Origin of the sequence: Streptomyces atroolivaceus (genome assembly GCF_000717025.1) — a bacterium.
Taxonomy (GTDB): domain Bacteria; phylum Actinomycetota; class Actinomycetes; order Streptomycetales; family Streptomycetaceae; genus Streptomyces; species Streptomyces atroolivaceus.
The window spans coordinates 332,718-345,153 of the sequence record NZ_JNXG01000001.1 but is presented as its reverse complement, the minus strand read 5'-3'; the positions used below and the strand labels follow the sequence as shown (position 1 = coordinate 345,153).

The window sequence follows — 12,436 nt, the reverse complement described above, 5'->3', positions numbered from 1 at the left end:
CGGCCCCGCCCGGGGGGCCTTGAGTTCGGTCCCCGGGGGACCGCCCTGGTCGGGCGGCACGCATACTCGGGAGCATGACCGAGTATGACGCCATCGTTCTGGCCGGAGGGGCTGCCAAGCGCCTGGGGGGTGCCGACAAGCCAGGGCTCCGGGTGGGTGGCCGTGCACTGCTCGACCGGGTGCTCGCCGTATGTGCTGACGCCGGGTCCACCGTGGTGGTCGGCGGGCGCAGACCCACCGTGCGACCGGTCACCTGGACACGGGAAGTACCCGAGGGCGGCGGGCCGTTGGCCGCGCTCGGGGCCGGGGTGAGGCACACGGACGCGGAGAGGGTTCTGGTGCTCTCGGCGGATCTCCCGTTCCTGGGGAAGGCGACTGTCCGCGCGTTGCTGGACGCGGCGGGGCCGGAGGCCCGCGAAGGTGCCTTGTGCACCGACCAGGACGGCCGGGACCAGCCGTTGGTCGCGGTCTACCGGGCAGAACCACTGCGCCGTGAGCTGGCCCTCCTCGCCACCGAGCACGGCAGCCTCGTCGGTCTGCCGCTGCGGTTGCTTACGGCTGAACTGGACCTGGCCCGCGTCCAGGCCGATCCTCTGGCCTCGTTCGATTGCGACACCTGGGAAGACGTTGGTGCCGCCAGGGCACGGATCAGGGAGCATGGGACCGTGCTGGACGAATGGATCACCGCAGTCAAGAACGAACTGGGCATCGAACTCGACGTCGACACCGGCGTCCTGCTCGACCTCGCTCGCGATGCCGCGCACGGTGTCGCCCGGCCTGCCGCGCCGCTGACCACGTTCCTGGTGGGATACGCGGCGGCGATGGCGAGCAGTGGTAAGAGCCCGGAGGCCGCAGCCGAAGCGGTGGCTGAAGCCTCTCGCAAGGCCACCGTCCTCGCGCTCCGGTGGGAGGAGGAAACGGAAGCGGGCAGCGGGCCCGGCACGCCATGACCGCACACGAAGGCGATGCGCGGGCGGCCGAGGAGGAGCGGGCCGTCGAGCAGGCGCTGGCACTTGTCGGGCGTCAGCCGCAGACCGGGCATCTCCCACCGGGCCGGCCCGGTGGAGCGGATCCGGCTTCCTCGTCGCTGACGGCAGAGCAGGGTACGTGCGCCGGCCCTCCCCCGGACGCCCCGAGACCAGGAGCCGACTCCCCGGTTCCGGGCTCCTCGGCAACAGAAGCCCCCGTGCCCGGCTCCCCGACGCCCGGCTCCCCGACGCCCGGCTCCCCGATGCCCGGCTCCTCGGCTCAGGAGCCCGGCGCTCCAGTGAAGTCGGCCCCAGATGCCTCTGCCTCGGGCTTCTCCTCCCGGCGCGGGAACTCGTCGCCCCCCGGTGCACGGCCTGCTTCGCACGCCCACCGCGCCCGTGCCACCGCCTGGGCCGGGGCGCGTGCTCTGGCCGAGCGAATCGGCCGTACCGCTCCCCTGGCCGCCCACCGGCTGCCCCTGGACCGGGCTCTCGGGCACGTCCTGGCCGAGGCCGTCGTCGCGCTCACCGATCTGCCGTCGTTCGACACCTCGGCCATGGACGGGTGGGTCGTCGCGGGGCCGGGGCCCTGGAGCGTACGGGAGGGCATGGGGCTGCTGGCCGGACGCGGTTCCGTGCAGCCGCTTCCGGACGGGCATGCCCTCCGGATCGCCACGGGTGCACGCCTGCCGGCGGACGCCACAGCCGTGATCCGGAGTGAGCACGCCCACTGCGACGAAGCCAAGGGGCTGCTGCACGCCACCCGTGGAGTCGTCCCAGGGCAGGACATCCGGCCCCGTGGCCAGGAGTGCCGGTCCGGCGACGAGCTCCTGCCCGTGGGAACCGTGGTGACCCCACCCGTGCTCGGGCTTGCGGCTGCGGCGGGGTACGACGCCGTCGTGGCGGTACCCCGGCCCCGGGTGGACGTCCTCGTCCTCGGCGATGAGCTCCTCACGGCGGGACTTCCCCGGGAAGGACTGATCCGGGACGCGCTCGGCCCCATGCTGGCTCCCTGGCTCCGTGCTCTGGGTGCGGAGGTCTCCGGGCCCCGGCGTCTCGGCGACGACGCCGAGGCGCTCCGCCAGGCCCTCATCTCCTCCGATGCCGATCTGATCCTCACCACGGGCGGAACAGCCGCCGGCCCGGTGGACCACGTTCACCCGGTCCTGGCCGAGATCGGGGCCGAGCTGCTGGTGGACGGAGTGGCTGTGCGTCCGGGCCACCCCATGCTCCTGGCGCGACTCGCCGACGGCGGTCCCTGCCTGGTGGGCCTGCCGGGCAACCCCCTCGCCGCTGTGTCCGGACTCCTTACGCTGGCCGAGCCGCTGGTCAGGGGGATCGCCGGCCGTGCCGCTCAGGAGCCTTACCGCGCACCGGTCCACGAAGAGGTGCACGGTCATCCGCATGACACCCGGCTGATCCCTGTAATCCACCGAGGCGACCGCGTCGTGCCCCTGCATTACAACGGTCCTGCCATGCTCCGGGGGATCGCCGCCGCGGACGGGCTGGCCGTGGTGCCGCCCGGCGGGGTACGGTCCGGCACCGAGGTGGAGATCCTCGATCTACCGTGGGCCTCGGCAGCGCCGTGGACGGAAGGGTGTTTCACGTGAAACTTCCCGGCCACGATGCGATGGCCAGGCGCGCAGACGAACATGTCGTACCGACCCGGGTACTGCTGCCTCGCCGGGTGGTCGACAGGCCACTGCGCCAGGTGGCTAAACGGCTGGCGATGGCTCTCACGGTGCTGGCCATGACGGTCTTCATCGTCTGGGCCGACCGTGACGGCTACCACGACAACGCCGACAACAAAGTCGACTTCCTCGACGCCGTCTACTACGCAACGGTGACGCTGTCGACGACCGGTTACGGCGATATCGTCCCGTACAGCGACCCGGCCCGGCTCGTCAACGTGGTGCTGGTGACGCCGTTGCGCGTGCTCTTCCTGATCATTCTGGTCGGCACCACCCTCGAGGTCCTGACGGAACGGACCCGGGAGGACTTCCGGCTGAACCGTTGGAGAACCAACTTGCGTGAACACACCGTGGTCGTCGGCTTCGGCACGAAGGGCCGCTCGGCGATCCAGACGCTCTGTGCCACCGGTCTCAAGAAGGACCAGATCGTCATCGTCGACCCTGCCGGCAAGGTGATCGAAGCTGCCAACGCCGAAGGTTTCGTGGGCGTCCTGGGTGATGCCACGCGGAGCGATGTGCTGTTGCGGGCAGAGGTTCAGAAGGCCCGCCAGATCATCATCGCCACTCAGCGCGATGACACCGCCGTACTGGTCGCCTTGACCGCGCGTCAGCTCAACCGTGGTGCCAAGATCGTGGCCGCGGTGCGTGAGGAGGAGAACGCGCCACTGCTGCGCCAGTCCGGCGCCGACGCGGTGATCACCAGCGCGAGCGCGGCGGGTCGTCTGCTCGGTCTCTCCGTCCTCAGTCCGAGTGCGGGCACGGTGATGGAGGACCTCATTCAGCAGGGCAGCGGGCTCGACCTCGTCGAACGGCCGGTGATAAAGGCCGAGGTGGGCAAGAACGTCCGGGAGACCGATGACCTGGTGGTCAGTGTCCTGCGTGGCCACCGTCTGCTCGGATACGACGATCCGGCGGCCAGCCCCCTGCAGCTGACGGATCGTGTGATCACCATCGTGCGTGCCTCCCCACTCCACACGTCGCCGACGAATCCGCAGCATCCCGGTCAGCGCCCGTAGGGACGGTGCCCGGCTGCGACGCAGGCAGGTCCACCGCCGTCCGGGACTGTGCACGGAGTAGCCTCGCGGCCATGTATGCGATCACGATCCCCGAACCCGGCGGCCCCGAAGCGCTCGTATGGGCCGAGGTGCCCGATCCCGTACCGGGCGAGGGCGAAGTCCTCGTCGAGGTGGTGTCCAGCGCGGTCAACCGGGCCGATGTCCTGCAGCGGCAGGGCTTCTACAACCCCCCGCCCGGTGCCTCCCCCTATCCCGGCCTGGAATGTGCGGGCCGCATCGCGGCGCTCGGCCCGGGGGTGACCGGGTGGTCCGTGGGCGACGAGGTGTGCGGACTGCTCGCGGGCGGTGGATACGCGGAGAAGGTAGCCGTACCTGCCGGCCAGCTCCTGCCCGTGCCCGACGGTGTGGAACTGGCTGAGGCCGCGGCGCTGCCCGAGGTGGCGGCGACGGTCTGGTCCAACGTCTTCATGGTGGCGCACCTGCGCCCTGGCGAGACTCTTCTGGTCCACGGCGGTTCCAGCGGTATCGGCACGATGGCGATTCAGCTCGCCAAGGCCGTCGGCGCGCGCGTCGCGGTGACCGCGGGAGGCCCTGAGAAGCTGGCGCGCTGTCAGGAGCTCGGCGCCGACATCCTCATCGACTACCGCGAGCAGGACTTCGTCGAGGAACTGCGCAAGGCGACGGACGGTGCCGGAGCCGACGTGATCCTCGACATCGTCGGGGCGAAGTACCTGGACCGGAACGTCCGGGCACTGGCTGTGAACGGACGGCTCGCCATCATCGGTCTCCAGGGCGGTGCCAAGGGCGAGCTGAATCTGGGCGCCCTCCTGAGCAAGCGGGCCGCCGTCACGGCGACGTCGCTGCGCGCGCGGCCGCTCGCGGAGAAGGCCGCGATCATGGCGGCGGTGCGGGAGCATGTGTGGCCGCTCCTCGCCGACGGTGTGGTGCGGCCGGTCGTGGACCGCGTGCTGCCGATGGCGGAGGCGGCGGAGGCCCACCGGCTGATGGAGTCCAGCAGCCACATCGGCAAGATTCTCCTGGCCGCGCCACAGGCCTGACGCGAGAGGGCCCGGCGTGAGCGCTCGGAGCGGTCGGGACCGCAGCCGTGCGCTGCGGACCGCGCTCGCTCTCCCCACGGTCGACGCCACGGCCCGGTACACAGTGCGTGTGCCGGGCCCTGGTGCGTACTGCGGTCGGTGGGACTGAGGGGCTACAGGTACGGGCCGGAGCGCGCCGGTCCGTGCGGATCCGCGCCGCCTTCCTCGTCCTCATGGGCGACGCCCGGAGGAAGGGCGCGGCGCATGGACTCCAGCTGCGCACGGGCCGCCATCTGCTGGGCGAACAACGCCGTCTGGATGCCGTGGAAGAGGCCCTCCAGCCAGCCGACCAGCTGGGCCTGCGCGATCCGCAGCTCGGCTTCGGAAGGGACCGACTCCTCGGTGAACGGCAGCGAGAGCCGTTCCAGCTCCTCCACGAGCTCCGGCGCCAGACCGTCCTCGAGCTCCTTCACCGAGCTCGCGTGGATCTCCTTCAGCCTGACCCGGCTCGCCTCGTCGAGAGGGGCCGCCCTGACCTCCTCAAGAAGCTGCTTGATCATGCTGCCGATGCGCATGACCTTCGCGGGCTGTTCGACCATCTCCGTCACCGGGACCTCGCGCGACTCGTCGTCTCCGCCGCCGCCGCCGATAGCCATTCCGTCCTGCCCCACCACGAGGACTTGGGGGTGCTCCTGCGACCGTTCATTCCTCGGCATCTCCATGACGCCATTGTCTCCCACACGGGCCTCATCACATGGTGGTGCCCCCAGGAAGGGTTGATCACCCCTTTCAGGGGGCACCGGGAGGGCCGATCAGCCGCTGCCCGCCACCCCCGCGCGTTCACGCCAGGGCCGGCTGAGACCCGGCCCCGGCTCCTCGGCCGCGTACAGTGCCCCCGGCCAAGAGCTACCGGGTCCGGCGGCAAGAGCGGTTCTGGCGGGCCAGAAGCTACCGGGCCCCGCCCAAGCGCCACCGGTCCTGGCTGTAGCGCGCGGGCGTGCCGGCAGGGGTCAGTTCGTGCGGCGCATACGGATCGCCAGAAACCCCAGCCCCAGTCCGACCAGGGCGATCCCGCTGCCCAGTGACACGCCCCGCACCTGCCGCACCGCGGGCTCGTCCAGCGCCTCCCGCTGACGGGGCCTGGCCGGCTCCGGGAACGCCTCGGGCGGCGGGGTGAACACGGGCACCTCGACGGGATCCGGATCCGGCGGCACCTCGTCGGCCGCGGCCTCCGAGCTCGCGGCCTCCTGCGGGGTCAGCGACCGCCCCGGCCGTGCCCTGCCCTCCCCGGCCAGCCGCCCGGCCAGGGGCGACTCCTCCACGGACGAGCTCGCGGCGAGAGAAGGGAAGGCCGAGGGCCTCGCAGGCGCCAGGTGGCCCGGCCGGGCGGGCGCAGCGGTTCGCGCAGCGGTTCGCGCAGCGGTTCCGTCGTCCCCGTGCGCCCAGGCGGCGGGTCCGAGTGCCACCCCGAGGGTCATCACCAGACAGGCGACGCACCGTGACGACCGAGAAGCCGGGAGTCCAGGAGGCATGAGATCAGCGTCACATGGCCTGACAGGCCCGGCATCCCGAAGCGCCGACAGGCCGTGCCCGGGCCGCGTACGGGCTCGGCCCCCGGGAAAGGAAGGTGAAGGGCCGCGGAGAGAGAGACGGTCAGGCCGGATCGCCCGTCGCGATGCGCAGCTCGAAGTGGGCGCGATCCTCGGAGACGGCAGTACCTGGCGACGGGAACTGATCGATGACCTGGTCCTCGGCGTAGGTGTTGCCCTCCACCTTGATCTCCTTGACCGTCCATCCCGCGGCCAGAGCGCACGCCTTCGCGGAGCGGATGTCCTTGTAGACGAAATTGGGTGCCTGGACCATCGCCGGGTCGTCCGTGTCCTCCGTGGCGTCGGTGCAGTCCTCTTCCTCCATCGTCCGGTTCCGCTCCGGAGGCTTGTGCTCACCCGCGGCCGAGGACTCGCCGGTGCTCGGGTCGCCGCCCTTGCCGGCCTCCGAGTCGCCGTTCATGCTCAGGAAGGTGATCAGGCCGCCGATCGCGAGCAGGGCGACGACGATCGAGCCCACGACGACCGGCATGTTGCGCTTGGAGGCGCCGCCGCCCCCGGAGCCCGCCGTCGTGTGCGGCGACATCGTGTACGGAGGCGGGGTCTGCTGCCCCAGGTGCGCGGGAGTCCCGTACGGCTGAGCCGCCTGCGGGTAGCCATAGCTCGGCGTGGGGGCGCCGTAGGGGCCCGGCTGGTGCTGCTGCTGGGGGTGCGGCTGGTACGGCGTCTGCAGGCCCTGCGGTGCGGGAGCGGCCTGGTCGACGGGCGGGAAGACCGCCGAGCCGACGCCCGAGCCGCTGTTCGCCGGGACGCCGCCGCCGATGATCACCGGGGCGCCGGCCGGGCCGCTCGCGCTCAGCACGCGCGCGATCTCGTCCTGCATGGCCGCGGCGCTCGGGAAGCGCTCGTTCGGGTTCTTCTTGAGCGCGCGGGCCACAAGGGCGTCCATCGCGGGCGTGATCGACCGGTTGATGCTCGACGGGGCGACCGGCTCCTCCTGCACATGCGCGTACGCGATGGCGAGCGGGGAGTCCGCGTCGAACGGAATACGTCCCGTGAGCAGCTGGAAGAGCATGATGCCGACCGAATACAGGTCGGAGCGCGCGTCGACGCCGCGGCCGAGGGCCTGCTCGGGGGAGAGGTACTGCGGAGTGCCGACGACCATGCCGGTCTGCGTCATCGAGGTGACGCCCGACTGCATGGCACGGGCGATGCCGAAGTCCATCACCTTGACGACGCCGCGCTTGGTCATCATCACGTTGCCGGGCTTGATGTCGCGGTGGACCAGGCCCATCTCGTGGCTGGTCTCCAGGGCGGCGAGCACGTCGGCCGTCACCTTGAGTGCCTTCTCGGCCGGCATCGCGCCGTGCTGCTGGATGTCCGACTGGAGCACGGAGCCGAGCGGCTGCCCCTCGACGTACTCCATGACGATGTACGGCATCAGCGCGCCGCCGAGCTCGTCCTCGCCCGTGTCGAACACCGAGACGATGTTGGTGTGCTGCAGCTTGGCGACAGCCTGCGCCTCGCGCCGGAACCGCTCGCGGAAGGACTGCTCGCGCCCGAGCTCCGTGTGGAGCGTCTTGATGGCGACCTGCCGGTCGAGGGCGGAGTCGTACGCGAGGTAGACGGAAGCCATACCGCCCTCACCGAGCAGGTCGCGCAGCTGGTAGCGGCCGCCGGCCACGGATCCGCCCGCGTAGCGCCCCTGTGCGCCGTGTGCGCCGTCGTGGCTCATGACTTGCATCCCCCTCGGCGCCCGACGGACGCGATCATCCCTATTACGGGCCAAGTCTGCCCGAGGGGTACGACACGTCAAGCCGGGTGCCCGTTCCGTGACCCTACGCACAAGAAGCGTCTCGGAAGCGTTACAGGAAGCGCATGGAATTTGCGCGGACGGCGCGCGAGCCGATTGGATGGCCCGTCACTCCAGAACCGGTGTGTCGGGCAGAGGCTGTAGCGTGACCTGGCAATGCAGCAAGGCACCGTGAGAACCCGCGGACGCGCGGACAGAAACGACGGCGAGGACTGATGGCACCCGAATCCGAAGCAAACGGCGGCGGAGTTTCGGATGGCACCGACTCCTGGGGTGTCGGCGGTGTGGTCGGTGACGGCCGTTACCGCATGACCCACCGGCTCGGCCGCGGCGGCATGGCCGAGGTCTACGCCGCGGAGGACGTCCGTCTGGGACGCACGGTAGCGGTGAAGCTGCTCCGTTCCGATCTTGCCGAGGATCCGGTCTCCAAGGCCCGTTTCACGCGTGAGGCGCAGTCGGTCGCGGGGCTCAACCACCATGCGATCGTCGCCGTGTACGACTCCGGTGAGGACGTCGTGGGCGGATCGACCGTGCCCTACATCGTCATGGAGCTCGTCGAGGGCAACACCATCCGTGACCTGCTGCTCGAGGCGGAGGCACCGCCGCCCGAGCAGGCGCTGATCATCGTCTCGGGGGTCCTGGAAGCCCTCGCGTACTCCCATCAGCACGGCATCGTGCACCGTGACATCAAGCCGGCGAACGTGATCATCACGCACTCGGGCGCGGTCAAGGTCATGGACTTCGGAATCGCCCGTGCGCTGCACGGCGCCCAGTCGACGATGACCCAGACCGGCATGGTCATGGGCACCCCCCAGTACCTCTCCCCCGAGCAGGCGCTGGGCAAGGCGGTCGACCACCGGTCCGACCTCTACGCCACCGGCTGTCTGCTCTACGAACTGCTCGCCCTGCGTCCGCCGTTCACGGGTGAGACCCCGCTCTCGGTGGTCTACCAGCACGTCCAGGACATCCCGGTCCCGCCGTCCCACGTCGCCGGCGACGTTCCGCCGGAGCTGGACGGGCTCGTCATGCGGTCCCTGGCGAAGGACCCGGACGACCGGTTCCAGAGCGCCGAGGAGATGCGCGGCCTCGTCCAGTACAGCCTGCAGATGCTGCAGGTCCAGGGCGGGCACACGGGTACGTGGAACACCGGCCCGGTCAACGCGCACGACGGCGGTCACACGGCGGCGATGAACATCGGCGGCGGCACGGCCGCCATGGGGCGCCCCATGCACGGGGACACCTCTCAGGGGCCGATCCTGCCGCCCATGAACCCTGACGACGGGGCGTACGCCGGCGGTCACAACAGCGGCGGCGGTCGCGGCAAGATGTGGCTGTTCGTCCTGCTCGCGATGATCGCGATCGGTGCGGGCGTCGCGTTCGCCCTCCAGGCCGCGGAAGGCGACGGCGGCAAGAAGAAGACCCCGACCACGCCCTCCACGTCGGTCACCCCGTCCCCGACCCCCTCCTCGGCGGAGCCGACGGACGAGGAGACGGAGGAGCAGACGGAGAGGCCGGACAGCTCCACGGGCGGTAACAACTGGCCCAGCAGGCAGCCGTCGTACGAGCCGACCGACACGCCGACCGAGGACCCCACGGACACGCCCACGTCGCCGGACCCGGGGACGACCGACGGTGGCACCGGTGACGACGGCGGAACCGGTGACGACGGTGGCACCGGTGACGACGGTGGCACCGGTGACGACGGTGGCACCGAGGGCACCACCGAAGGGACGACCGAGGGCAGCGGCGCGACGACCGAGGGCAGCAGCGCCGGTACGCCGGCGGGTACCTCGGCGGGCGCCGCCGCGGGCACGACCACCGGTACAGGGACGGGCACCACGCCCTGAGCAGGGGCCGGGTGCCAGGGGTCTTCACCCCGTGAAGGCCTCGCCGACCGTCTCGTACTCGCGCGTCCACCACACCGCCAGGGCCGACACCGCAGGGAACTGCGGGTCGGCCCTGCGGTCATGCAGGCGGTAGCGCCAGCGCAGTATCCAGAAGTCGTTGAGGCGTTCCCACCACACCCGGTGCACCGCGGCCGCCAGCTCGGCCGCCCCGGCGCCTGCCGACCGGCGGTAGGCGCGGGCGTACGCCCGCACCTTCTCCAGCGCCAGCTTTCCGTCAGGCCGGACGAAGAAGATCGCCGCCGCCCGTACGGCCTCCTCCGCGCGCGGCTGCACACCGAGCCGGTCCCAGTCCACGATCGCCACGGGGTCGGCACCCCGGTAGAGCAGATTCAGCGGGTGGAAGTCGCCGTGCACCCAGCCCCTGGCAGAGCCCTCGGGGGTGGGCGGGCGACGGTGGGCGTGCTGCTCCAGCAGGGTGCGGCGTTCGACGAGACGGTGCACGGCGAGCTCGTCGAACGCGTCCCGCGGGCCCAGGTGCCGCGCGGCCGTCAGCAGTTCGTCGATGAGCGTGAACGTGTCGGCGGGATCGGGGCTCTGCCCCCGTGATGGAGGCGGCGGGTCCGCCTCCATCACCTGCTCGAGCCCTATGTGTACGGCCCCGAGGAGCGCCCCGAGCCGGCGCGACTGGGCCGTCGTCAGCTGGGCGCCGTCCCGGTGCAGGCCGTCCACCCACTGGTGGAGGGCGTAGCGCCGACCGTCGATCACCGTGACCGTGTCACCGTGAGTGTCCGCGAGGGGCGGGGCCACCGGCACGCCGAGCGAGTGCAGCTGTTGGGTCGCCCGGTGCTGGCGGACGATCGTGGCGTGATCGCCGCTGGCGTCGTCGAGGTGGTGCTTGTCCAGGTGGTGCTTGAGGAAGTACGAGCCCCGGGTGGTGGACACGCGGTAACCGTGGTTGAGCAGGCCCTTGCTGAGGGGCTCGCAGGCGAGGGGTTCACCGGCGTCCGGGTAGCGGCGCAGGACCTCGCCGACCGGAGGGACAGGCGGAAGGGTCACAGATGAGCGCAGCACTCGCCACATGTTAGGTGACGCTACGTGTCCGGTCTTACGGACTTGCGTCGAAGCTCAAGGTGTGCATATGGGAGAGGTGCGGATCGAGCCGGAGGTACACCGGATCGAACTGCTCACCGTTCACCTCGGCCGGTCCGGCCCCGAAGCGTTCGTGCTGGTCGAAGTCCGGGTGCACGATCTGGACGGGGCCGGTGAACTGCACCGACCAGAGGTCCTCCCTGTGGCCGGGCGCGGAGGAGTTGAAGTTGTCCGCCCCGTAGGCGATGACGCTCCCGTCGCAGGACTCGTGGAAGCCGAGCCCTCTGTGCATCCGCAGCACGACACGGCCGTCGATCACCAGGTGCCGGGCCACCGCCAGGAAGGGCAGGGCTCGCATGCTCATGGCCAGCCGTCCGTAGCTGACGCCGGACAGCAGTTCCATGGCGCGGAACTTGTCCGTGGCCGAGGGTCCGGAAGGGGCTGAGGATCCGTACGGGGCCGAGGATCCGGAAGGGCCGAGTGATGCGGGGGGGCCGAGTGATGCGGGAGGGCCGAGTGATGCGGGAGGCGCCAGGGACCCGGAAGGGCCGAGGGCCCCGGAAGCGCCGAGGGATCCGGAGCCGGTCGCGGTCCCGGTGTCGGAGGGGCGGGAGAAAAACATGCCTCCCACTCTCCGGGACACGTAGGACCCGGGTAAGGGTCTGCCGCCCCGACGGACCGGGACCAAAGTCCCCGCCCCGGAGGGCTCAGCGCTTCTCGGCCTGGAGCCTCGCCACGTAGGCCGCCGCCTGCGAACGCCGCTCCATGCCCAGCTTGGAGAGCAGACTGGAGACGTAGTTCTTGATGGTCTTCTCGGCGAGGTGCAGCCGCTCGCCGATCACCCGGTTCGTCAGTCCCTCGCCGATCAGGTCGAGGATCCTGCGCTCCTGGTCCGTCAGCCCGGCGAGACGGTCGTCGCCCTTGCCGTCCTTGCCCTCGCGCAGCCGCTCCAGCACCCGTGCGGTGGCCGCCGGGTCGAGCAGGGACTTGCCGGCCGCCACGTCGCGTACGGCGCTGAGCAGCTCGTTGCCCCGGATGGCTTTCAGCACGTAGCCGGAGGCACCCGCCATGATCGCGTCGAAGAGGGCTTCGTCGTCGGCGTACGAGGTGAGCATCAGGCACTTGATGTTCTCGTCCCTGGAGCGGACCTCGCGGCAGACCTCCACCCCGCTGCCGTCCGGAAGCCGTACGTCCAGGACGGCGACGTCGGGCCGGGTCGCCGGGATCCTTGCGAGCGCGTCCGCCGCGGTGCCGGCCTCGCCGATGACCTCGATGTCCTCCTCGGCGGTCAGCAGCTCATGGACGCCGCGCCGGACGACTTCGTGATCATCGAGCAGGAATACCGTGATTTTTCCATCTTCGCGCACATTCGCAGTCTCACACACTCCCTTGCCCTCCGCCCTTCCCTGGGGCTGTCTGCCGGGATAA

General features: G+C 70.9%; 11 protein-coding genes. 5 read left to right on the top strand and 6 right to left on the bottom strand.

Annotated elements, in window-relative coordinates:
• Nucleotides 1–74 precede the first annotated feature (74 nt).
• From OO67_RS01530 to OO67_RS01515, 4 genes are all read left to right on the top strand, one after another.
• Nucleotides 75–950 carry an NTP transferase domain-containing protein gene (locus OO67_RS01530; protein ID WP_033296722.1) on the top strand — a complete coding sequence of 292 codons (876 nt, stop codon included), beginning with the start codon at nt 75–77 and terminating at the stop codon, nt 948–950.
• A complete protein-coding gene (locus OO67_RS01525; protein ID WP_106972689.1) occupies nt 947–2,578 on the top strand; it encodes a molybdopterin molybdotransferase MoeA in 1,632 nt (543 codons plus the stop codon). The genes OO67_RS01530 and OO67_RS01525 overlap by 4 nt, the downstream gene beginning before the upstream one ends.
• Nucleotides 2,536–3,675, top strand: coding sequence for a potassium channel family protein (locus OO67_RS01520; RefSeq protein ID WP_033296721.1), 1,140 nt, complete (start codon nt 2,536–2,538; stop codon nt 3,673–3,675). Before OO67_RS01525 ends, OO67_RS01520 begins: the two co-directional genes overlap by 43 nt.
• A gap of 71 nt (nt 3,676–3,746) precedes the next feature.
• Complete coding sequence (locus tag OO67_RS01515; RefSeq protein WP_033296720.1) at nt 3,747–4,733, top strand: NAD(P)H-quinone oxidoreductase; 987 nt, start codon at nt 3,747–3,749, stop codon at nt 4,731–4,733.
• Between the two features lie 152 nt (nt 4,734–4,885).
• Here OO67_RS01515 and OO67_RS01510 read toward each other — a convergent pair whose 3' ends face one another.
• The 3 genes from OO67_RS01510 to OO67_RS01500 form a co-directional block, all read right to left on the bottom strand.
• Entirely contained in the window at nt 4,886–5,434 is a 549-nt protein-coding gene (locus OO67_RS01510; RefSeq protein WP_033296719.1) for a bacterial proteasome activator family protein, read from the bottom strand.
• A 288-nt stretch (nt 5,435–5,722) separates the two neighbouring features.
• A complete protein-coding gene (locus OO67_RS01505) occupies nt 5,723–6,034 on the bottom strand; it encodes a hypothetical protein (RefSeq protein ID WP_244299996.1) in 312 nt (103 codons plus the stop codon).
• Between the two features lie 331 nt (nt 6,035–6,365).
• Nucleotides 6,366–7,994, bottom strand: a complete 1,629-nt coding sequence (locus OO67_RS01500; RefSeq protein ID WP_033296718.1) for a protein kinase domain-containing protein — start codon at nt 7,992–7,994, stop codon at nt 6,366–6,368.
• Between the two features lie 293 nt (nt 7,995–8,287).
• Between OO67_RS01500 and OO67_RS01495 the strand changes: the two genes are divergently transcribed.
• Complete coding sequence (locus OO67_RS01495; RefSeq protein WP_033296717.1) at nt 8,288–9,919, top strand: protein kinase domain-containing protein; 1,632 nt, start codon at nt 8,288–8,290, stop codon at nt 9,917–9,919.
• Between the two features lie 24 nt (nt 9,920–9,943).
• On the opposite strand, the gene OO67_RS01490 is transcribed toward OO67_RS01495, so the two are convergent.
• From OO67_RS01490 to OO67_RS01480, 3 genes are all read right to left on the bottom strand, one after another.
• Nucleotides 9,944–10,999 (bottom strand): phosphotransferase, encoded by a 1,056-nt coding sequence (locus OO67_RS01490; protein WP_051709061.1) that lies wholly within the window; start codon nt 10,997–10,999, stop codon nt 9,944–9,946.
• A 25-nt stretch (nt 11,000–11,024) separates the two neighbouring features.
• Complete coding sequence (locus tag OO67_RS39495; protein WP_033296715.1) at nt 11,025–11,411, bottom strand: pyridoxamine 5'-phosphate oxidase family protein; 387 nt, start codon at nt 11,409–11,411, stop codon at nt 11,025–11,027.
• 304 nt (nt 11,412–11,715) lie between these two features.
• Entirely contained in the window at nt 11,716–12,375 is a 660-nt protein-coding gene (locus OO67_RS01480) for a response regulator (protein WP_033296714.1), read from the bottom strand.
• Nucleotides 12,376–12,436: the final 61 nt, after the last annotated feature.